Genomic DNA, 21,387 nt, shown 5'->3' with positions numbered 1-21,387 from the left:
TCGAAGAAATTATGGGCAGACGTCGCCGTCGCAACAATTAACTTTGGTTGATGGGGGGTATCACGCGGCGTCGCCACCCTGGGCAAGTTCCCCCGTTTCATGGGAGCATCTGCGCTTTCCGTCAGACAGCGAGCAACAACATGAAAGAAGTCATCGACGTCGGCCTGCCCGATGTGGGCCAGCCCTTTTCCTGGGCGGTGCGCAGCGGCGGGATCCTGTTCACCTCGCAAGGACCGGTGCGCAAGGACGGCAGCATCGACACCGGCCCGATCGAGGACCAGGCCCGGCTGACCTTCCGCAACCTGCAGTCGGCGGTGGAAGCGGCCGGCGGCACGCTGGACGACGTCACGCAGGTACTGATCTACATGACCGACGTCAACGACATGAAGGCCATCGACGCCGTCTACCGCGAGTTCTTCACCGCGCCCTACCCCAGCCGCTCCAGCGCGGCCGTGGCCGCCCTGGTCGTGCCGGGCATGAAGGTGGAGATCGTGGCGTTCGGGGTGGTCAACAAATAGCGGGGATCACTCCCGGTCCAGCACCTCGAAGGGCGAGGCCGAGCGCTTGATGTAGCCCAGCACGATGTTGGACTCGATGTCGCGCACGCCGGGCGCGCGATACAGGCGGTTGACGATGAAGTCCGAGTAGTGGCTGACGTCCCGCGCCCGCACCACCAGCATGTAGTTGGCTCCGCCCGTGACGATGCGGGCGGACAGCACCTCCGGCCAGTCCTTGATGGCGGCCACGAAGGCTTCGTGCCATCCCTCCACCTCGTGGCGCATGGACACGTGCACCACGGCCTCGACTTCCAGGCCCAGCTTGGCGTAGTCCAGCACGCAGCCATAGCCCTGGATGATGCCGGCCTCTTCCAGCAGCTTGACCCGCCGCAGGCAGGCCGACGGCGACAGCGAGACCTGGGCCGCCAGGTCCTGGTTGCTGATGCGGCCGTCGCGCCGCAGGCACTCGACGATGCGCATGTCGAGGCGGTCGAGTTTTATTCGCATGGAATTTCGTCAAATTCTTTGATTTTCGAATTTTATTCGAATTCGACCCTTCCCAGCCATTGAAAATGCCAGCACATTCGATGGCCGCTTCGATAAGATTCCACCTGATCCTATCTCGCCACGCCATGTCCCTGATCGACATCAGCCCCCCGCTTTCCCCCGCCACCCCCGTCTGGCCGGGCGACACGCCGTTCCAGCAAGCCGAAGTCTGGCGCATGGAAGGCGCCTGTCCCGTGAACGTGGGGCGCGTCACGCTGTCGCCGCACACCGGCGCCCATGCCGACGCGCCGCTGCATTACGCGCGCGACGGCGTGCCCATCGGCGCCGTGCCGCTCGACACCTATCTCGGTCCGGCCCGTGTCATCCACTGTCTGGATGCCGGTCCGCTGGTGGAACCGCGCCATATCGAGCACGCCCTGGCGGATGTGCCGCCGCGTGTCCTGCTGCGCACCTACGCCCGCAATCCGGTCGAGCGCTGGGACAGCGGCTTCTGCGCGATCGCACCCGCCGTCATCGAGCTGCTGGCGCGGCACGGCGTGCGGCTGGTCGGCATCGACACGCCGTCCATCGATCCGCAGGAATCCAAGACCATGGACGCTCACCGCGCAGTGCACGCGGCGGGCATGGCCATTCTCGAGGGCCTGGTGCTGGACCAGGCGCCCGAAGGCGACTACGAATTGATTGCCCTGCCGCTGCGCTTCGCGACGCTGGACGCGAGTCCCGTGCGCGCGGTGCTGCGGCCACTACGCTGACCATCCCGCTTCCGTTTCAACGACCCATCGTCCAGGACGTTTTTCCATGACTGCCTCCCGGCAAGACAGCAACGCATCCCCCTCCGCGTGGCACAACGCGCAAATGGATTTCTCCAAATCCATGAGCTATGGCGACTACCTCGGCCTGGACCAGTTGCTGGGCGCCCAGCATCCGCTGTCGCCCGACCACAACGAGATGCTGTTCATCATCCAGCACCAGACCAGCGAGCTCTGGATGAAGCTGATGCTGCACGAGCTGTTCGCGGCCCGCGCCTGCATCCAGCGCAGCGAGGTGGAGCCGGCCCTGAAGATGCTGGCGCGCGTCTCGCGCATCATGGAGCAGCTGGTCCATGCCTGGACGGTGCTGTCGACCATGACACCGTCGGAATACAGCAAGTTCCGCCAGTACCTGGGCAGTTCCTCCGGCTTCCAGTCCTTCCAGTACCGGCAGATCGAATTCGTGCTGGGCAACAAGAACGCCGCGATGGTGGCGCCGCATGCCCATCACCCCGAGCGCAAGGCACTGGTGGAAGCCGCGCTGGAAGCGCCTTCGCTATATGACGAGGCCCTGATGCTGATGGCCAGGCGCGGTTTCGCCGTCGCGCCCGAACGCCTCGCGCGGGACTGGACCCAACCCACCCAATACGATGCCTCGGTCGAGGCCGCCTGGCTGAAGGTCTACGCCGACCCGGATGCCTGCTGGGACCTGTACGCGCTGGCGGAAAAGCTGGTCGACCTGGAAGACGCCTTCCGCCAATGGCGCTTCCGCCACGTGACGACGGTCGAGCGCGTGATCGGCTTCAAGCGCGGAACGGGGGGCACGGCCGGCGTGAGCTACCTGCGCAAGATGCTGGAAGTGGTCCTGTTCCCCGAGCTCTGGCAGATGAGAACTAGTCTCTGACCCGGGAACACCTCTCCCGCGCCGTCCTATAATTGATTGATAGTTCCAAGGAAAATCGTTCCATGTTCGAGCACGTTCCCCGCTATGCTGGCGACCCCATCCTGTCGCTGGTGCAGACCTTCCTGAAAGACCCGCGCGAGCACAAGGTCAACCTCAGCATCGGCTTCTACTATGACGGCGCCGGCAAGGTGCCCGTGCTCGGCAGCGTGAGCCAGGCCCGCGACCGCATCGACACCTCGGTGCCCGCGGTCTACCTGCCGATGGAAGGCGATGCCCAGTACCGCAAGGCGATCCAGGAAACCGTGCTGGGCGCCGGGCACCGCGCCGTGGCCGAGGGCCGGGTGGCGACCATCCATACCTTGGGCGGCTCGGGCGCGCTCAAGGTAGGCGCCGATTTCCTGAAGGCACATTTCCCCGGCAGCGAGATCTGGATCAGCGATCCCACCTGGGAGAACCACTACAACATCCTGGGTGGCGCGGGTTTCCCCATGCATGCCTTCCCGTACTACGACGCGGCCACCAACGGCATCCGCTTCGACGAGATGCTGGCCACCTTCGAGACGCTGCCCGAGCGCAGCATCGTGCTGCTCCAGCCCTGCTGCCACAACCCGACGGGCATCGACCCGTCGCGCGAACAGTGGCTCAAGATCATCGACGTGCTGGTCGCCCGCAACGCCATCCCGTTCTTCGACATGGCCTACCAGGGCTTCGGCGACGGCCTGGAAGAAGACGCCTGGGTCGTGCGCGAGACCGCCGACCGCGGCATCGCCATGCTGGTAGGCAATTCGTTCTCGAAGAACATGTCGCTGTACGGCGAACGCGTGGGCGGGCTGTCGGTGGTCTGCCCGACCGCCGACGAAGCCGGCCGCGTGCTGGGCCAGCTCCAGGCCACGGTCCGCAAGAACTACTCCAGCCCGGCGCTGTTCGGCAGCCGCGTGGTCAGCGCCCTGCTGAACGACCCCGCGCTGCGCGAGGAATGGAAAGGGGAAGTGGCGCAGATGCGCACGCGCATCCATGCCATGCGCAAGGGCTTGCGCGATCGCCTGCACGCCCTGCGCCCGGACCTGGACGTGGATTACTTCGTCAACCAGCGCGGCATGTTCAGCTACACCGGCCTGAACCCGGCGCAGGTCGACCGGCTGCGCGACGAGTTCGGCGTCTACCTGATCCAGTCCGGCCGCATGTGCGTGGCCGGACTGTTCGAGGCCAACCTGGACTACGTGGCCGCGTCCATGGCCAAGGTCCTGGCCTGATCCAGGCTGGTGCGGCTCAATCGAGCCGGATGTTCGCCTTGCCGATGACCTGGCGATACAGGCCGCGCTCTTCCTTGACCTGCTGCGCCAGCATCGCGGCATCGACGACGGGCACGTCGAAGCCGCGCTCGCTCAACTGCCTGACGAAGGCCGGATCGCGCAGGATGTGGTTCAGATGCGCGTCCAGCCTGGCCCTTACCCGGGCATCCATGCCCGCTGGAGCGAGCAGGCCGACCCAGCTGTCCACGGCCGCCAGGGCCGGATAACCGCTTTCGGCGAAGGTGGGCGTGTCGGGCAGCAGCGGACTGCGCTGGCGGCCGGTAACAGCCAACGCGCGCAGCTTGCCCGCCTGCACCTGGGGCGCCACATTGGTGACGGTGTCGAAGGTAGCCGTGATGTTGCCGCCCAGCAGGCTGCTCATGGCCGGCGCCGCGCCCTGGTAGGGAACATGCAGCATGGCGATGCCCGCCGACTGGTTGAGCAGCTCCCCCAACAGGTGGGTGATGTTGCCATTGCCGAACGAACCGTACGAGACGCTTTTCGGCGTTCCGCGCGCCTTATCCACCAGCGCCGCCAGATCGTTCAGGCCGCTGCCGCTGCTGGTGGAAAACACCATCTGGTTGGTCCCTACCAGCGCCACCGCTTCCAGCCGCTTCACGTCGAACGGCAGCTTGGCGTAGAGCTGCGGAATAATGGTCAGCGTGGAGTTGGGCGCCAGCATCAGCGTGTAGCCATCCGGCGCGGCGCCGGCCAGGGCGGTGGCGGCGATGATCGTGGCGGCCCCGGGCTTGTTCTCGACCACCATGGGCTGGCCTGTGCGCTCGGAGAAGTCCTTGGCCAGGATGCGCCCCACCAGATCCATGGCGCCGCCGGGCGGATAAGGCACCAGCAGCTTGACCGGCCTGTCCGGATACCCGGACTGCGCGTGCGCCGCTATGGGCGCGGCGGCCGCCACCCACAGCGTGGCCACGGCGGCGAGCAACGACAATGTTCCTGCGAAAAGCGGTCTTGCGATGAACATGGGAAGACTCCAGGTCCGAGGGTGGAACGGCGGGTTCAGACGGACGGCGCGCGCGCGGCCGCGGCATCCAGGAATGCGCGCAGGCGGGCGTTGAAGGCCGGCGCCTGTTCGATGTTCAGGAAGTGGCCGCAGTCCTCGAAGATGTCCAGCTCGCTGCCGGCGATGGCACGGGCGATGGCCTGCATCTGCTCGACCGGCGCGAGCTGGTCCTGCCGCCCGCCCAATACCAGCGCGGGCACGCGGATGTCGGCCAGCGCCAGATAAGGCGGCACCCGCGTGCGCACCGGCACGATCTGGCGGTACTGGTCCAGCCGCAGACGCAGCAGGCTGTCGCGCAGCCGGGCCACGACGTCGGGCGCGGTGGCGGGCCCCATCAGTTTGGGCAGCAGGCTGTCGGCCAGCGCCTGTTGGGGCTGCTCGGACTCCAGCGGCGCCAGGCGATCGCGGGCGAACTGCTCGCCATGGGCCACCGGCGCATCGGCCGGCCGGCAGGCCGCCAGCACCAGGGCACTGACCCGCTCCGGCGCGCGCGCATAGACGGACTGGATCACCAGCCCTCCCATGGACAACCCCACCAGCGGCGCGCGCGCCAGTCCCAGCGCATCCATGACCGCCAGCACGTCGGCCGCGAAATCGTGGAAATCCAGGGGGCCGGGGATGTCGTCGCTATGGCCGTAGCCGCGCAGATCCAGCGCCACGGCACGGTGATCGCGGCCGAAGTGCTCGAGCTGGTCGCGCCAATTGTCCAGGTTGCCCCCCACGCCATGCACGAACACGATGGGCGCGCCCTGGCCGTGCGACTCGTAGGCGATGCGGGGCGAGCCGGAAGTGAGCTGATATCCTTGGTGCATGGGTGTCGCCGCCTTCGAAAAGATGAGAAACCTTGGTGGAGGCCCATTCTATGCATCCCTTGGGGCGGGCTGCTAGATGGCTTTGGGCTGGCTCAGTCATAACCAATGGATATGGGTGCCGCATGGACGCCAAGCTGCAGCATTTTCTTGCCGTATACGAACACCGGTCGCTGGGTAAGGCCAGCCGGGCGCTGGGCATGTCGCAGCCCGCCCTGAGCAAGAGCCTGCGCCAGCTCGAACAGTCCCTGGACATGGCGCTGTTCACCCGCCATGCCTGGGGCGTGGCGCCGACGGTCTACGCGCACACGCTGCTGCCCTACGTGCGCGCGATCGACATGCAGCTCGCGGCGGCGCACGAGGAACTGGATGCGCTCAAGAGCGCGCATATCGGCGTGGTGCGCGTGGGCAGCGGCGCCGGGGCATCGGCCACGCTGCTGCCCCGCGCGCTGCTGAGGCTGTACGGCGAGCGCCCGGGCATGCAGGTGTTCGTGGAAGAGGGGCTGTACCATCCGCTGATCATGGGCGTGCGCGAGGGCCGCCTGGACGTGGCGGTGACCATGCTCACCAATCTGGAGTTGCCGGCGGCGCTGGCCCACTGCCGATTGATGGCCGACCCCTTCCATGTCGCCATGGCGCACGACCATCCGCTGCGGAAACTGCCGGGGCGGTCATGCCTGCCGCGCCTGCGAGACTATCCCTGGGTGCTGCCGCCGCAGAACGGCGTGCTGCGGCCGCATCTGGTCGCGTTGTTCAAGCAGCTGGAGCAGCCGGCGCCCACAGCCACCGTTCAGGGAGTCTCGATTCCATGCACCGCGGAGCTGCTGCGCAAGGGCCGCTTCCTGACGCTGTGGCCGGAATCCGTATTGCGCCACTATCCGGATCTCGCGGCGCTGTCCTTGCCGGAGCTGTGCCTGCAACGCGACCTGGTTGCCATCTGGAATCAGGAGATCCCGGCAACGCCGGCGGCGGAGTATTTTCTGGCCCTGCTGCGCGACGAGGCGGCGCGGATGCCCGCGGGCGCCTAGCACGCCTACCGGGCGCGCCTGCGGCCCCGCGCCTTCACCGCCGGGCCTTCCAGAACACCTTGACCTCGGCCAGCACGCCGAAGGCCGCCTCGGCCTGGACCTCCAGTTCCCGCAGCCGCGCGGCGATCCATCCCAGCGCGAACCAGGCCTGGGAATGCGCGTCGGCCAGCGATGCATAGTGCGTGCGCGCCACGACCAGGTCGTTGATCTCGCCCAGGATGTCCTGCAGGGCCGCGAGCTTCTTGCGATAGGCGCGAACGCGCGCGGCGCGGTATAAAGGCGCCGACAAGGCCAGGCCGTAGCGCAGGCGTTTGGCCAGCTTGCGCAGCGCGTGGCGGCGCTCGTCTTCCAGGCGCACGAAGTGCCGCCCCTCTCGGACCAGCCGGCCGTGCCACTTCCGCAGGCGCGGCGTGACGGCGCGCGCGAGACGGACGGGGCGCGCGGTTTCCGGCTCCGCCGCCGGTTCGGCCGCCGGCAGTCCGCCGGCCATGGGCAGGCTGGGGCCGGGCTCGCGTAAGCCCACATTCCAGGCCAGGAGGCCCAGCAGCCACGCCTGGAAATCCACGGACGACGCCAGGGTGGCCGCGTCGATCCCGGCCGTCGGCTGCCATTGCAAGGGCGGCATGCCGGCATCGACCAGCGCGGACAGGACCTCGCCGCCCATCACGTCCTGGTCGCGGACCCGGCCGAAGTCGGCGAAATGCCTGCGCGCACCGTCCTGCAACGCCGCCGGGGGCAGTTCGGCATTGCCGTCCAGCAGCTTCCAGGCCGAGCGCAGCCGGCGCATGCCGACACGCAACTGGTGCACGTGTTCGGCGCCCCCCAGCCGTACCCCGGGAGGCGCGTCGGCTGCCGCCAACGGCGCCGCGTTGCGAGCAATCTGCTCGAAGCATTCAGCGGTCATCGCGGCCAGCGCCTGATCGGGCGTCTCGTCCTGGCCCAGCCCGATCCCGGTGGCGAAGCGCGGCGCCCAGAACGCGGCGATCTCCGCTTCCCTGACCTGGGGCCGTTCGTCCAGCGGCGCGGCAGCGATGCGGGCCGCGGCATTGGCCAGCCCGTCGCCGCGCTCGGCCTTGCTGCGCAGGTCCAGCACCAGGCCATGCCGGGCCAGCCAGCGGCCGGCCACGATGAACAGCGCCTGGGGCCGCCCGGACAGCAGTTCGAACTCCAGCTCGCACACCGGCAGCTCCAGTCCCTGCGCCCGGATCGTGCCCACGTCGTAGGCAACCTCCACCGAGCCCGCGCGGGTACGCACCGCGGCCGCCTTGCGCCAGACGTCGGTCTCGTAGCGCACGCCGAGTTCGGCGGTCAGGCCGGCCAGCACCGCTTCGGCGGGCGTGCCGGCATAGACGGACAGGTCCAGGGTACGGCCGGGACTGGGATGATTCAGTTCGACGCGCGACATGGCGTCGGCGCCGGCCATCTTGAAGGTCTGCACCCACTTGCGGCCCTCCTGGCGCAGCCGGATCGCCGCGCGCTGGCGGGCCAGTTGCCTGTCGGGGGTGTCGAAGTACACCGCGCGCAGATGCATGCGGGGCGCGGATGACAGGGAAGCGAACTGGCCGGCGACAGCCTTGCGCGCGGCCCAGGGGACGGAAAACTTGAGTTCTTGTTCTACCATCGGGAGCAGGTCGGCCGCGGGCATGAAAAGCCTCAATGGTAGCGTTCAGCAGGGCTCCGGATTATGACAATTCATCTTCAGGTAACGAAAACGCGGCCGCCGCTCACGGCCCCACGACGAAAGCGTCGCTGAAGAATTGCGCGGACGGCAAACCGGCGCGCTCGGCGAACTCGCCGCGCGCCGCCGCGATCATGGCGGGCGAGCCGCACGCGTAGACGTGCGCCGAAGACAGGTCGGGGAAATCTTCCAGCACGGCATGGTGGACCATCCCGGTCCGCGCGCCGTCCAGCGTGCCGGCCGGTTCGTCCGACAGGACGGGAACGAAGCGCAGGCCGGCATGGCGGGCGCGCCAGGCGGCTACGGTTTCCAGCGCATACAGGTGACGCGACGTGCGCCCGCCCCAGTACAGTGAAAGCGGCCGCTCGATCCTGCGCTTGAGCATGTCCTCGATGATGGACGCCATGGGTGCGAAGCCGGTTCCAGTGGCCACGAAGACGATCGGCCCGCGGTGCTCCTCGCGCCAATGGAAATCGCCGAACGGCAGTTCGACCTCCAGCGATTGCCCACGCTCCAGCGCCGGCAGCACCGTGCCGGTGAAGTAGCCGCCGGGCACATGGCGGATGTGCAGGTGCGCCTCGTCGCTGATGCCCGGCGGGTTGGCCATCGAAAACTGCCGCCGCTGGCCGTCCCGCAGCACGACCTGGAGGTATTGTCCGGCGCGGAACTTCACCCGTACGCCCGTGGGCAGGCGCAGCCGCAACAGCGTGACGTCGTCGGCCAGGCGGTCGATCCTGTGGATCCTGGCCTGGACGCGCTTGCGCGCGGACCGGTCGGCCGGGCGTATCGAGGCCGGACTGATGGTCACGTCGCTCGACGGCGTGGCCCGGCAGTACAGGATGCCCCGCCCTGACGCCGCGCAGGCCACCCCCGCCACGGCCACCTCGCCGCTGTCCAGCCCGCCCTCGCAATTGCCGCATACCCCTTTCCGGCAGGAATACGGCAGCTCGAAGCCGGCCCGCTCGGCGGCGTCGAGCAGCGACTCCCCCGGTTCGCAGGGAAAGCCGTGCGGCGTGCCGGCCACGGTGACTTGCCAGGTCATAGCGGAATCGCCAGCAGCGTGTCGAAGCTGGAGCTGTCGCACACGACCCGCCGTTCCACGATCTTCGCCTCGTCGCCGGCGTCCAGGCGCAGCACGTCGACGTAGCGGCCGGTCACGAACAGGTCGGTACGGCCGGTGCGCATGATGCGATAGACGGCAAAGGGCGTCTCGGCGCGGGCCCGGCCATCCTCCAGCGACAGTACCGAAGCGGGGCCGACCAGGTGGCGATAGCGGTGGCCTTCATAGATGTTGGCTTCCCGCAGGCCCGACACCCGGTCGCGCAGCATGCCCACCGAGTCGGCGTAGACGATGCCGCCCACGAATCCCCGGCGGTGGTTGTCGTCGGACGTGACGGTGTACAGGCAGCCCCGGTCGAAGAAATCCGGCCAGGCTTCCAGCTCGTCGCTGTCTATGCACCGGGCATAGGCGGCGTTGAGGCGGTCGATGCGTAGTTGCGCGCACATCCGGGCGTCCAGCCATTGTTTGACATCCGATTGGTCCATGTCAGACTCCCATGTGGCGGCGATAGGCTTTCCAGAAACCGCGCACCGACGCTTCGGTGGCGCGCGTGTCGGATGATGCCGTGTCTTCGCCCCCCATCTCCAGGACCGCCGAGTATTCGCGCGCCGTGCCCACGCCGCGCTGGACGAAGCCGCCCACCGCGCCGTCCTCCATCGAGACCAGCCCCGCCGGCCCGACCAGGTTCAATTGCCGATGCCGCATGCGCCGCAGCTCGGGCGTGTCGTCGGCATAGCCAAGATAGGTCCAGTTCAGTTCGGTCGCGTCGACGTCCTTGGGCAGCACCTGCCGCACGACCACGCTGTTGTTGACCTGTCCCAGCACGAAGCCCGGGAACACCGACAGGATCTGCAGGGTGATGCCGTCGCCGACCTCGTCCACGTAGTCGAGGAAGCTCGGGTCCTGGAGCCGGTAGTGCTCGTTGTCGACCCGCAGTTCCTGGTCCTTGTATTCCGATCCGGCCTCGGCGGTCTTGTCGATGATCGAATAGCTGACGTGGCTGCCGCCGTCGGGCGAAACGATCAGGCCGCCGCGCTGGGTCAGGCGGTTGATCTCGAACGTGGTCAGGAACAGGTGCAGCAGGCTCGCGTGATACGAATCCTTGACGTTCTCGAAATACAGCTTCCAGTTGTTGGGCAGGATCTGCGTGTAGCGGCCGATGACCTCCAGCGGCCGGTCGCCCAGCAGCCGGCGGATGCGCGCCAGCACGTCCTCGCCGATGTATTCCTCGATGGGATCGACGTCGTCGCTCAGGCTGCCGAACACCAGGCCGCAGGTGGCGGCGATGCGCAGCTTGCGCGGCGCATGCCGGCCCGCGTCGAACCCGGCCGGCATGCCGCCCTTGCCGTTCACTCCGTGCTGGAAGGCCACGCCCTTGACGTTGCCCTGCAGGTCGTAGGCCCAGGCGTGGTAGACGCAGGAAAAGCCCTTGGCGTTGCCGGCGTTCTCCAGCGCGATCAGCGCACCCCGGTGCGCACACCGGTTCTCGAAACCGTACAGTTCGCCGTCGGCGTCGCGCGTCACCACCACCGGCATGGCGCCCATGAAGGTGGACACGTAGTCGCCGGGTTCGGCCAGCTCCGCCTCCAGGCACAGGTAGTTCCAGGTGGCGCCTTCGTAAATGTTCTTCTGCTCCAGGCCGTGCACCGCTCGGCTCTGGTACACCTCGAACGGCACGCGCGCCAGCGTATCCGGCCAGGCCGGCATGCCGGCCTCGATGCGATCCTCTATGGTCGTTTCCATTTCTGCTCTCAATCCAGCGTGACGTGGGCGGTGCGGATCACCGCGCCCCAACGCTCCGCTTCCTTGCCGACGAAAGCGGCCATCTCGGCCGGCGTGTCCCCGACGGCGGCCGCCGACAGGTCGGCGAATCGTTTCTGCACGTCCGGCATGCGGACGATTTCGGCCACCGCCTGGCTGATCCTGGCGGTGATGGCCGGCGGCGTCCCGGCCGGGGCGGCGAAGGCGACCCAGCTGCCGGCCACGACGTCGGGCAGACCCAGCTCGCCGAAGGTTGGCACGTCGGGCAGCGAGGCCACCCGCTTGTCCGCCGCCACGGCGATGATCTTCACCCGCCCCGATTGATGGAAGGCCAGCGACGAGCTGATGTTGTCGAACATCAGGTCCACCTTCCCGCCTATCAGGTCCGTCAGCGCGGGCGCCGTCCCCTTGTAGGGAATGTGCAGCAGTTGGGCCCGCAGCTCCATGCTGAACAGGTTGGCGGCCAGGTGCGAGGTCGTGCCGTTGCCCTGCGAGGCATAGGTGAACTTGTCGGGATTCCCGCGGATCTGGCGGAACAGGTCCTGGGGCGGCATGGCGGCCAGCTCGGGCCGCACCACCAGCACGGTGGGCATGGTCGCGGCCACCGAGATGGGCGCGAACCGGCGGGCGTCGTAGCCCAGCTTCTTGTACAGGTTGAAGTTGATCGCCATCGGCCCCGGCGGGCTGGCGATCAGGGTATAGCCGTCGGGTTCGGCCCGGGCGAAGGTATCCGCGCCGATGTTGCCGCCGGCGCCGGGCCGGTTCTCGACGATGACCGGCTGCGACCACTTCAGGGCGAGTTTCTCGGCCACGATGCGCGGGATCGAGTCCGCCGTGCCCCCCGCGGGGAAAGGAACGATGATCCGGACCGGCTTGGTCGGGTACGCGTCGCCACCCTGCCCCCACGCGGACCCCATACAGGTCCATGCCACGATGCCCGCTGCCAGCGGTGCCACGAATTGCTTCACGATCGTCTCCTCGGCGCGGTTGAGCCACGCCCGTTTCTAAGGTCGACATCGTAATTACTTTTGATCTGAGTGATAATCCACGAATTCGCCCGATCACTTTTTTCATTTCGAGAAAAATGGACACGCTGGACAACATGCGCGCCTTCCTGGCGACCGTCCGTACCGGCAGCTTTTCCGAAGCGGGGCGCCAACTGGGCGTTTCCCCCTCGGTGATCACCAAGCGGGTGGGGCAACTGGAATGGAAGATGCGGGGTCAGTTGTTCAACCGCTCGACCCGCAGCGTCACGCTGACCGACCTGGGCGAGCAGTTCCTGCCGCGCATCGCGGGCCTGGTGGCCGATTTCGACGACACGCTGGGGGAAATGACGAAGACGCGGGGCGGGCTGCTGGGCCGCATCCGCATCAAGATCCCGACCACGCTGGGCGCCCCTTACCTGGCCCGCATCCTGACCGAGTTCCAGCAGGCCCATCCACAGGTATTGCTGGACGTCGTCATGCTGGACCGATCCGTCAACCCGGTGGAGGAAGGCTTCGACATCGTGGTCGGCGCCCTGCCCGAGCTGTATGCGAACGTCGATGACGAGTGGCTAGCCCCGTATCCCCGCGTCGTCTGCGCGGCGCCATCGTATCTGGAAGCACGCGGCAACCCGGTCCATCCGCGCGAGCTGACCGACCACGATTGCCTGGTCTTCACGCCCTCGGGCGCGCTATGGCAGTTCGAAAGCGCGGACGGCACGGCGCAGGTGGAGGTACGGTCGCGCTTCACCTCCAACAGCAGCCGCGTGCTGCGCACCTCGGCCATCGCGGGCAACGGCATCACGGTCCTGTCGGCCGGCATGGCCGCGCCGGCGCTGGCGCGCGGCCAACTGCGCACGGTGCTGGACGGCTATCGGCTGCCGGAACTGGCCTTGAAGGCGCTGCTGCCGCGCACCCGCGGCGCCCTGCCCCGGGTGCGGGCCCTGGTCGACTGGCTCAAGCGGCGGCTGGCCGAGAATGGCGACTGGAGCGACGAGGAAAACCTCTGACGCCCCGGGGATGGCACCCCGCGCGACGGCGGGGCATGCGGATCAGAAGCGGGTATTCCGGGTGACCGACCAGCGCGCGGACAGCGCTCCCAGCAGGGCCACCCCGACCACGAACGCCGCCAGCCATTCCCATTGCGGAAGGCGCAGCGCGAATTCGGTCCCGTAGCTGCGGGCCAGGTCTGCCAGCGCGGCATTGAGCGGATCCAGCACCACGGCCACCAGCCCGATCGCGGCCAGTGCCGCCACGCCGCAACTGATCGCCCCCAGGTACAGGAAAGGCCGCCGCACGAAGGACTCGGTGGCGCCCACCAGCCGTGCGACGCCGATTTCCTCGCGCTGGGACAGGGCCTGCATGCGCACGGTATTGAATACCGCCGCCAGCACCGCCACCGCCACCACCAGGGCCAGGAACAGCAGGCTCGCGCGGGCGAAGCGCAGGATGGCCTCCAGCCGCTGCACCCAGGCGCTGTCCACCTGCACCATGTCGACCTTGGCCCAGGTCTTCCACAGGGCCGCCAGCTTGGCCGACCGCTGGGCCAGGTCCTCGCCCTCCAGCGTGACGACGATGGCGTCGGGCAGGGGATTGTCGGGCAGCACCGCCAGGGCCTGGGCGTAGGCCGGGTTGGCCTTGAGCTCGGCCAGCGCGCGGTCGCGGCTGATCACCCGCAGGCCCCGGATCTCGCTGGCGTGATCGCGCCGGATCCGGTCGGCCACGGCCCCGGTCTCGGCCGGCGTGGCGCTGACCTGCATGAAGACGGTCATCTCGGGGTCGGCCGTCAGGTGGTTGGCCACCGGGCGCAGCGACATCAGGGCCGTGGCCCCCAGCAGCGGAATGGCCAGCGCCAGCGTGATGACGAGGATGTTGGCGATGGACGAGAACGGCTGCGACAGCAGGCGGCGCAGGGTCACGCCCAGCGCATAGCGATGTTGGCGGATCAGGGGACTCATGCCTCGACCTCCCCGCCCAGGCGCGGCGTGCGCTTGCCGCCGTCGGTGACCTTGCCTTCCTTCACCAGCAGCACGCGCGTCGCGTAGTCGGTGATCAGGCTTTCGTCGTGCGTGGCCAGGATCGTGGTCACGCCCACGCGGTTGAAGTCGCGGAAGACCTCGACGATGCGGCGGGCGCTCTCGCGGTCCAGGTTGGCGGTGGGTTCGTCGGCGATCAGCAGGCCGGGACGGTTGACGATGGCGCGCGCGATGGCCAGCCGCTGCTGGTCGCCGCCCGACAGTTCCTGCGGCCGCAACCCGTCCTTGCCGGACAGGCCGACCCGCTCGATGGCGGCGTGGGCGCGCTTGGCGGCGGCCGCGCGCGAATGGCCGGTCACCGTCAGGGGCAGCATGACGTTCTCGAAGGCGCTGCGGTCGCTCAGCAGGTGCACGTCCTGCAGGATGGTGCCGATGGCGCGCCGCAGGTAGGGCCGGAACCGGCCGGGCAGCTTGCCGACGTTCTTCCCGTTGACCAGGACCGTGCCCAGGTTGGGGACGTCCAGCCCCGCGATGAGCTTCAGCAGGGTCGACTTGCCCGCCCCGGAAGGGCCGGAGACGAAGACGAATTCACCTTGGGCGATGCCGAAGGTCACATCGGCCAGCGTGTCGATGCCGCGGCCGTAGGATTTGTAGACTTGCTGGAATTCGATCATGAGGTCGAAATAGTAACCTGGGCCGTCCGGAGACGACAGGCCCCGAGGTTTTCATCATACCGAACACATGCTACGGTACGTTTCCCCAAGGAGGCCATGGCCCGCGATGCTTTATAGTCCAGGGCCCCCCGCGCAAGGAACCCGCCATGAAAGCATTGAAATCCTTCCTCGCCGCCGCCCTGATGCTGGGCGCCGCGCATGCCGCCCACGCCGGCCCCACGCTGGACGCCGTCAAGAAGAAAGGCTTCGTGCAGTGCGGCGTGTCGACCGGCGTGGCCGGCTTCAGCAACCCCGACAGCAAGGGCAACTGGACCGGCATCGACGTGGACCTGTGCAAGGCCGTCGCGGCCGCGCTGTTCGGCGACGCCACCAAGTTCAAGCTGACCCCGCTCAATACCCAGCAACGCTTCACCGCGCTGCAATCGGGCGAGGTGGACGTCCTGCCCCGCAACACCTCCATCACGCTGCAGCGCGACGCGGCGCTGGGCCTGACGGGCGTGGGCGTGAACTTCTACGACGGCCAGGGGATCCTGGTATCGAAGAAGCTGGGCGTCAAGAGCGCGAAGGAACTCAACCAGGCGGCCATCTGCCTGCAACCGGGCACCACCACCGAACTGAACCTGGCCGACTGGTTCCGCGCCAACAAGCTGACCTTCAAGCCCGTGGTCATCGACAAGTTCGACGAACTGGTCCGTGCCTTCGCCGCCGGCCGCTGCGACGCCTACACCACCGACATCTCGGCGCTGAACGTGATCCGCACCACCAAGCTGTCCAACCCGGACGACTACGTCGTGCTGCCCGAGATGATCTCGAAAGAGCCGCTGGGGCCCATGGTGCGCCGGGGCGACGAGCAGTGGGCGGCCATCGTCCGGTGGACGCTGAACGCGATGATCGAGGCCGAGGAATACGGCATCACGTCCAGGAACGTCGACGAGATGACCAAGAGCGCCAACCCCAACGTGCAACGCATCCTGGGCGTGACGCCCGGCGCCGGCAAGAACCTGGGCGTGGACGAGAAGTGGGCCTACAACATCGTCAAGCAGGTCGGCAACTACGGCGAGAGCTTCGAACGCAACCTGGGCCAGGGCAGCCCCCTGAAGATGCAGCGCGGCGCCAACGCGCTGTGGACCAAGGGCGGCCTGATGTACGCGCTGCCCATCCGCTGATGCGCGCATGACCCGGTTCAGCTGGAGCAACCCTTCCGTCCGGTCGGCGGTCTACCAGGCCGTCGCCCTGGCCGCCGTCGCCGGGCTGGCCTGGTTCCTGGTCTCGAACACGCTGGCCAACCTGGCCGCCCGCAACATCGCGTCGGGCTTCGGCTTCCTGGGACGCGAAGCGGGCTTCGCCATCGGCGAGACGCCCATCCGCTACGATCCGCAGGACACCTATGCGCGGGCCATCCTGGTCGGTCTGCTGAACACGCTGCGCGTGGCGGCGGCCGGCATCGTGCTGGCGACGATCCTGGGCACGGTAGTGGGCATTGCCCGCCTGTCGCGCAACTGGCTGGTGGCGCGGCTGGCATCGGTATACGTCGAACTGATGCGCAACACGCCGCTGCTGCTGCAACTCTTCCTGTGGTATGCGCTGATCACCGAGACCCTGCCTCCGGCCCGCCAGGCACTGGAGCTGCTGCCCGGCGTGTTCCTGTCCAACCGCGGCATCAAGCTGCCGCTGCCCGCCGACCACCTGGGCTTCGACCTGGCCGCGGCGGGATTCGGCCTGGCGGTCGTGCTGTCGCTGGCGCTGGCCCACTGGATGCGCAAGCGCCAGCAGCACAGCGGAGACGTGCGCCCCATTGCCCACTGGGTCGTCGCGCTGCTGGTCGGACTGCCGCTGGCCGGGTGGCTGGCGGGCGGCGCGCCCGTGCAGTTCGACGTGCCCCACCTGCAGGGCTTCGGCTTCATCGGCGGCGCCACGCTTACCCCCGAGTTCACGGCGCTGCTGTTCGGGCTGGTCATTTACACGGCGGCGTTCATCGCCGAAGTGGTGCGCGCCGGCATCCAGTCCGTGAACCGCGGCCAGTGGGAAGCCGCCGAATCCCTGGGCCTGCGGCGCAGCAAGGTCCTGCGGCTGGTCGTGCTGCCCCAGGCGCTGCGGGTCATCATCCCGCCGGTCACCAGCCAGTACCTGAACCTGACCAAGAACAGCTCGCTGGCCGTCGCCATCGGCTATCCGGACATCGTCTCCATCGCCAACACGACGTTGAACCAGACCGGCCAGGCGATCGAGGGCGTGCTGATCATCATGACGGTGTACCTGGCGGTCAGCCTGACGATCTCGGTGCTGATGAATCTGTACAACCGCCGTATGGCGCTGGTGGAACGCTAATGGAGGCGGCGTCCCTCATCGACGATGACTCTGCTCCAGGGCGCCGCGGATCCGGCTCCGCCGGTCCGCCAGCGCCGCCCCCTGGGGGGCGCGCGAAGCGCGTAGGGGGGGGCCTCTTCTCGTCTCCGTTGAACGTCGTACTGACGCTGCTGGTGGCCTGGCTGCTGCTGATGATCGTGCCGGCGCTGGTGGAATGGGGACTGATACGCGCGACCTTCGTGGCCTCGTCGGCGCAGGAATGCCGCGAGGCCGGCGGCGCATGCTGGGCCTTCATCGCCGAGAAGCACCGGCTGATCCTGTTCGGCCTGTATCCCTACGACGAACAATGGCGCCCGCTGCTGGCCAGCGCGCTGCTGATCGGCGCCGTCGTGGCCAGTTGCCTGCGCCGCTTCTGGAACCGCTGGCTGGCGCTGGTCTGGGTCGTCGCGCTGACGGCCACCGGCATCCTGATGTGGGGCGGCGTGCTGGGCCTGCAATACGTCGAAAACACGCTGTGGGGCGGCCTGCCGCTGACGCTGATCCTGGCCACCTTCGGCATGGGCCTGGCCTTTCCCCTGGGCGTGCTGCTGGCGCTGGGGCGCCGCTCGCGCCTGCCCGCGATCAAGGCCCTGTGCGTGGTCTACATCGAACTGATACGCGGCGTGCCGCTGATCAGCCTGCTGTTCATGTCCTCGGTCATGCTGCCGCTGTTCCTGCCCGAGGGCATGAGCATAGACAAGCTGCTGCGCGCGCAGATCGCCATCATCCTGTTCGCCGCCGCCTACCTGGCCGAACTGGTGCGGGGCGGCCTGCAGGCCATCCCCAAGGGCCAGTACGAGGGCGCCGACTCGATCGGCCTGGGCTACTGGCAGCAGATGCGCCTGATCGTGCTGCCGCAGGCGCTCAAGACCATCATCGCGCCGCTGGTCAGCATGTTCATCCTGGTGTTCAAGGACACCTCGCTGGTGGTGATCATCGGCATCTTCGACCTTACCCAGTCGGCCAAGGCCTCGCTGGCCGATGCCGCCTGGCCGGGTTTCTCGGTCGAGGCCTACCTGTTCATCGCCGCCATCTACTTCGTATTCTGCTTCGCGATGTCGCGCTACAGCCAATCGCTGGAGAAGCGCCTGCGCACGGACCGGGAACGATGAGCTCCCGTCCCGCCCGGACGCAAGCCCCCGACAGGAAAACCGCCATGTCCTCATCCACGCAGCCGATCATACAAATGGAAGGCGTCAGCAAATGGTTCGGCAAGTACCAGGTGCTGCGCGACATCGACCTTGCGGTGGAGCGCGGCGAACGCATCGTCATCTGCGGCCCGTCCGGATCCGGCAAGTCCACGCTGATCCGCTGCATCAACCGCCTGGAGGAACACCAGCAGGGCCGCATCGCCGTGGGCGGCATAGAACTGACCAGCGACCTGAAGGACATCGAGGCGATCCGGCGGGAAGTCGGGATGGTGTTCCAGCATTTCAACCTCTTCCCGCACCTGACCGTCCTGCAGAACCTGACGCTGGGCCCGATATGGGTGCTCAAGCAGCCCAAGGCGCAGGCCGAGGCCGCCGCCATGCAGTACCTGGAACGGGTGCGCATTCCGGAGCAGGCGCACAAGTACCCGGGACAGCTCTCGGGCGGGCAGCAGCAGCGGGTCGCCATCGCGCGATCGCTGTGCATGTCGCCCAAGATCATCCTGTTCGACGAACCGACCTCCGCGCTCGATCCGGAGATGGTCAAGGAAGTGCTGGACGTGATGACCTCGCTGGCCGAGACCGGCATCACCATGCTGTGCGTGACGCACGAAATGGGCTTCGCCAGGCAGGTCGCGGACCGCGTGATCTTCATGGACCAGGGCCAGATCGTCGAACAGAACACCCCCGAGGCCTTCTTCTCGAATCCGCAGAACGAGCGCACCCGGCTGTTCCTGAGCCAGATCCTGCACTGAGCGGATCCGGCGGCGGCGCCATGAACCCGAAACGCCCAATTATTACGATTGAGCAAGCCAACCGGGGATGAGCACCCCGAGGCATTAAAATCCGGAACTCATGGACCTCAAACTCTTCGAAGACCTCATCGCGCTCGCCCGCACGCAAAGCTTCGTGCGCGCCGCTGAAATGCGGCACGTCACCCATCCCGCCTTCGGCCGCCGCATCCGCGCGCTGGAGGTCTGGGCCGGAGCGCCGCTGGTGGAACGCAATCGCACGCCGGTCCAGCTCACCCCCGAGGGCGAGGTCATGCTCAAGACCGCGGAACGCACGGTCGAAAGCGTCGCCAACGCCCGCTCGCAAATCCAGCGCCACGGCACCAACCAGGGCATGAGCCTGCGCATAGGCACGGGCCGCACCCTGGCCCGCACCCTGGTGGCCGACTGGCTGGCTCGCATCACCCACATGCCGCGCAGCCCGCTGCGGGGCAAGGCGCAGATCGACATCATCACCGGCGCGACTTCCGACCTTGCCGCCATGCTTGAACAGAGCAAGGTCGACATGCTGTGCTGCTACGAGCACCGCGCGCTGTCTGTGCCGCTGAACGGCCACCGCTATCGCCACCTGACGCTGTCCACGGAGAAGCTGGTCCCCGTCAGCGTGGCCGATGCGCAAGGCAAGCCCCGCTACAGCCTGATCGGCGCCAGCCAGGCCACGCCGCTGATCGCCTACGGCATCGGCCTGTCCATGGAACGGCTGCTGAGCGAGCATTTCGAGCGCAATCCGCTGGCGGGCATGAACGTGTTCCTGCGCTGCGACTCGGCCGACGCCGTCTACGAATTCGTCAAGAAGGGCCTGGGCGTCGCGTGGCTGCCCTGGTCCATGGTGGCGGCGGACTGCCAGCGCCGCAACATGGTGGTCCTGGGCGGCCGCAGCGACGAAGTCCCGTTCGAGGTCCGGCTGTACCGGCCCCGCGCGCGCCAGGCCGACGTGGTCGAGGCGGTCTGGGCAGCGACGGAATTCGCCCGCTGATCCGTACCGCGGGAAGCCCCGCCCGCGTCCCGCACCACCCTGGGGCGCCAAGCGTTTCGTATATCCGCCACCTCCGCACCTTCCTGGGGCAAACCCTGGTGCCGGGCCGAATCCGCACATACATGTGCCTGATTCGCACCTTTGCATCCATGCCGTGCGCAAGGATGGCGGCACGATAACTGCTCTGTACGGGGCCTCACCATGAACCAGCCTACCCTTACGCGCCGCGCCCTCATGCTGGCGCTCGCCGCCTGCGCCGGCGCCGCCGCCGTCCCGGCCCATGCGCAAGACGACTATCCCGCCCGCCCCATCACCCTGGTAGTGGGCTACCCGGCCGGCGGCAGCACCGACCTGACCGCCCGCCTGTTCGGCGAGGCGCTGTCCAAGCGCATCGGCGAACGCGTCATCGTCGAGAACGTGGGTGGCGCCGGCGGCGTGATCGGCGCCCAGCGCGTGGCCAAGGCCCGCGCCGACGGCTACACGCTACTGCTGGGCGCATCCAACGAGATGGCCATCGCCAGCCTCATCAACAAGGCGGTCAAGTACGATGGCCTGAAGGATTTCACGCCCATCGGCATGATCAGCACCCAGCCCATGGTGCTGGTGGCCTCGGCCAACTCCCCCATCAAGAACATCTCCGAGTTCCTGGCCCAGGCCCGCGCCAATCCCGGCAAGTTCAGCTTCGGCACCTCGGGCGTCGGCACCGCGCTGCACCTGTCGGCCGAGAGCCTGAAGGAAGCGGGCGGCCTGCAGCTGGTGCACGTGCCCTATCGCGGCGTCGCGCCGCTGGCCAGCGACATCATGGGCGGCCAACTGCAATTCGGCGTGTTCGTGCTGTCCAGCGCGCTGGCCAACATCCGGGCCGGCAAGCTCGTGCCCATCGGCCTGATGCAGGCCTCGCGCGCGCCGCTCGCGCCCGAGATCCCCACCTTCGCCGAAGCCGGCCTGAAGGACGTCAACATGGACATCTGGTTCGGTCTGTACGGCCCCGCCAACGTACCCGCGCCCGTGGTCGCGAAGCTGCGCGCCGCGCTGGACGACGTCCTGAAGATGCCGGAGTTCCGCAGCAAGATGCAGGAATCGGGATCCACCGTGGCCGCCCCGGGCGTCGACCTGGCCCAGTTCCAGCGCAAGGAGACCGAGAAGTACAAGCGCATCGTCGAGTTCGCCAAGATCGAGGAATGAAG

At 67.8% G+C, this 21,387-nt stretch carries 21 protein-coding genes and 1 pseudogene; 12 read left to right on the top strand and 10 right to left on the bottom strand.

The window, feature by feature from the left end; translation table 11 throughout:
* Positions 1-140 precede the first annotated feature (140 nt).
* Positions 141-518, top strand: a complete 378-nt coding sequence (locus R4823_RS02135) for a RidA family protein (protein ID WP_087779920.1) — start codon at positions 141-143, stop codon at positions 516-518.
* Between the two features lie 6 nt (positions 519-524).
* Here R4823_RS02135 and R4823_RS02130 read toward each other — a convergent pair whose 3' ends face one another.
* Complete coding sequence (locus R4823_RS02130) at positions 525-998, bottom strand: Lrp/AsnC family transcriptional regulator (RefSeq protein ID WP_338619248.1); 474 nt, start codon at positions 996-998, stop codon at positions 525-527.
* An 86-nt stretch (positions 999-1,084) separates the two neighbouring features.
* Between R4823_RS02130 and kynB the strand changes: the two genes are divergently transcribed.
* The 3 genes from kynB to R4823_RS02115 all read left to right on the top strand — a co-directional run bounded on the left by kynB (position 1,085) and on the right by R4823_RS02115 (position 3,910).
* Positions 1,085-1,756: an arylformamidase gene (gene kynB, locus R4823_RS02125; protein ID WP_338617228.1), complete on the top strand. Its 672-nt coding sequence runs from the start codon at positions 1,085-1,087 to the stop codon at positions 1,754-1,756.
* 46 nt (positions 1,757-1,802) lie between these two features.
* Positions 1,803-2,657 (top strand): tryptophan 2,3-dioxygenase, encoded by an 855-nt coding sequence (gene kynA, locus R4823_RS02120; RefSeq protein WP_338617225.1) that lies wholly within the window; start codon positions 1,803-1,805, stop codon positions 2,655-2,657.
* A gap of 62 nt (positions 2,658-2,719) precedes the next feature.
* Positions 2,720-3,910, top strand: a complete 1,191-nt coding sequence (locus R4823_RS02115; RefSeq protein WP_338617222.1) for an amino acid aminotransferase — start codon at positions 2,720-2,722, stop codon at positions 3,908-3,910.
* Between the two features lie 16 nt (positions 3,911-3,926).
* Here the strand turns inward: R4823_RS02115 and R4823_RS02110 are convergent, their stop codons facing one another.
* Together R4823_RS02110 and R4823_RS02105 are read right to left on the bottom strand one after the other, a co-directional pair.
* Positions 3,927-4,931 (bottom strand): tripartite tricarboxylate transporter substrate binding protein, encoded by a 1,005-nt coding sequence (locus R4823_RS02110; protein ID WP_338617220.1) that lies wholly within the window; start codon positions 4,929-4,931, stop codon positions 3,927-3,929.
* 35 nt (positions 4,932-4,966) lie between these two features.
* Positions 4,967-5,782: an alpha/beta fold hydrolase gene (locus R4823_RS02105; protein WP_338617218.1), complete on the bottom strand. Its 816-nt coding sequence runs from the start codon at positions 5,780-5,782 to the stop codon at positions 4,967-4,969.
* Positions 5,783-5,904: 122 nt separating this feature from the next.
* On the opposite strand from R4823_RS02105, the gene R4823_RS02100 reads away from it, so the two are divergent.
* Positions 5,905-6,807 carry a LysR family transcriptional regulator gene (locus R4823_RS02100; protein WP_338617216.1) on the top strand — a complete coding sequence of 301 codons (903 nt, stop codon included), beginning with the start codon at positions 5,905-5,907 and terminating at the stop codon, positions 6,805-6,807.
* 34 nt (positions 6,808-6,841) lie between these two features.
* Here the strand turns inward: R4823_RS02100 and R4823_RS02095 are convergent, their stop codons facing one another.
* The 5 genes from R4823_RS02095 to R4823_RS02075 form a co-directional block, all read right to left on the bottom strand.
* Positions 6,842-8,428, bottom strand: a complete 1,587-nt coding sequence (locus R4823_RS02095) for a CYTH and CHAD domain-containing protein (RefSeq protein ID WP_338617213.1) — start codon at positions 8,426-8,428, stop codon at positions 6,842-6,844.
* Between the two features lie 103 nt (positions 8,429-8,531).
* A complete protein-coding gene (locus tag R4823_RS02090; protein ID WP_338617212.1) occupies positions 8,532-9,527 on the bottom strand; it encodes a 2Fe-2S iron-sulfur cluster-binding protein in 996 nt (331 codons plus the stop codon).
* Positions 9,524-9,991, bottom strand: a complete 468-nt coding sequence (locus R4823_RS02085; protein ID WP_338619246.1) for an aromatic-ring-hydroxylating dioxygenase subunit beta — start codon at positions 9,989-9,991, stop codon at positions 9,524-9,526. The genes R4823_RS02090 and R4823_RS02085 overlap by 4 nt, the downstream gene beginning before the upstream one ends.
* 40 nt (positions 9,992-10,031) lie before the next feature.
* On the bottom strand, positions 10,032-11,288 hold the full coding sequence (locus R4823_RS02080; RefSeq protein WP_338617209.1) for an aromatic ring-hydroxylating dioxygenase subunit alpha: 1,257 nt from the start codon (positions 11,286-11,288) through the stop codon (positions 10,032-10,034).
* 8 nt (positions 11,289-11,296) lie between these two features.
* A complete protein-coding gene (locus tag R4823_RS02075; protein WP_338617207.1) occupies positions 11,297-12,274 on the bottom strand; it encodes a tripartite tricarboxylate transporter substrate binding protein in 978 nt (325 codons plus the stop codon).
* Between the two features lie 116 nt (positions 12,275-12,390).
* On the opposite strand from R4823_RS02075, the gene R4823_RS02070 reads away from it, so the two are divergent.
* A complete protein-coding gene (locus R4823_RS02070; protein WP_338617204.1) occupies positions 12,391-13,299 on the top strand; it encodes a LysR family transcriptional regulator in 909 nt (302 codons plus the stop codon).
* Positions 13,300-13,341: 42 nt separating this feature from the next.
* On the opposite strand, the gene R4823_RS02065 is transcribed toward R4823_RS02070, so the two are convergent.
* Positions 13,342-14,247 (bottom strand): ABC transporter permease, encoded by a 906-nt coding sequence (locus R4823_RS02065; RefSeq protein WP_087838420.1) that lies wholly within the window; start codon positions 14,245-14,247, stop codon positions 13,342-13,344.
* Positions 14,244-14,939, bottom strand: coding sequence for an ATP-binding cassette domain-containing protein (locus R4823_RS02060; RefSeq protein ID WP_087838421.1), 696 nt, complete (start codon positions 14,937-14,939; stop codon positions 14,244-14,246). Before R4823_RS02060 ends, R4823_RS02065 begins: the two co-directional genes overlap by 4 nt.
* A gap of 182 nt (positions 14,940-15,121) precedes the next feature.
* Here R4823_RS02060 and R4823_RS02055 point away from each other — a divergent pair, with 182 nt between their 5' ends.
* The 6 genes and pseudogenes from R4823_RS02055 (at position 15,122) to R4823_RS02030 (ending at position 21,385) form a co-directional block, all read left to right on the top strand.
* A complete protein-coding gene (locus R4823_RS02055; protein ID WP_243724521.1) occupies positions 15,122-16,105 on the top strand; it encodes an amino acid ABC transporter substrate-binding protein in 984 nt (327 codons plus the stop codon).
* A 7-nt stretch (positions 16,106-16,112) separates the two neighbouring features.
* Entirely contained in the window at positions 16,113-17,267 is a 1,155-nt protein-coding gene (locus R4823_RS02050; protein ID WP_338617199.1) for an amino acid ABC transporter permease, read from the top strand.
* 113 nt (positions 17,268-17,380) lie between these two features.
* Positions 17,381-18,397: pseudogene (locus R4823_RS02045) on the top strand (amino acid ABC transporter permease); the annotation flags it as partial.
* 44 nt (positions 18,398-18,441) lie between these two features.
* Positions 18,442-19,188, top strand: a complete 747-nt coding sequence (locus R4823_RS02040) for an amino acid ABC transporter ATP-binding protein (protein WP_087838425.1) — start codon at positions 18,442-18,444, stop codon at positions 19,186-19,188.
* A 100-nt stretch (positions 19,189-19,288) separates the two neighbouring features.
* Positions 19,289-20,200 carry a LysR family transcriptional regulator gene (locus R4823_RS02035; protein WP_087838426.1) on the top strand — a complete coding sequence of 304 codons (912 nt, stop codon included), beginning with the start codon at positions 19,289-19,291 and terminating at the stop codon, positions 20,198-20,200.
* Positions 20,201-20,401: 201 nt separating this feature from the next.
* Positions 20,402-21,385, top strand: a complete 984-nt coding sequence (locus R4823_RS02030) for a tripartite tricarboxylate transporter substrate binding protein (protein WP_132979802.1) — start codon at positions 20,402-20,404, stop codon at positions 21,383-21,385.
* Positions 21,386-21,387: the final 2 nt, after the last annotated feature.

Source organism: Pigmentiphaga sp. CHJ604 (genome assembly GCF_036972535.1).
Classification (GTDB): domain Bacteria; phylum Pseudomonadota; class Gammaproteobacteria; order Burkholderiales; family Burkholderiaceae_B; genus Pigmentiphaga; species Pigmentiphaga daeguensis.
The sequence above is the reverse complement of the archived record's forward strand: the minus strand, read 5'-3'. Positions and strand labels throughout refer to the sequence as shown.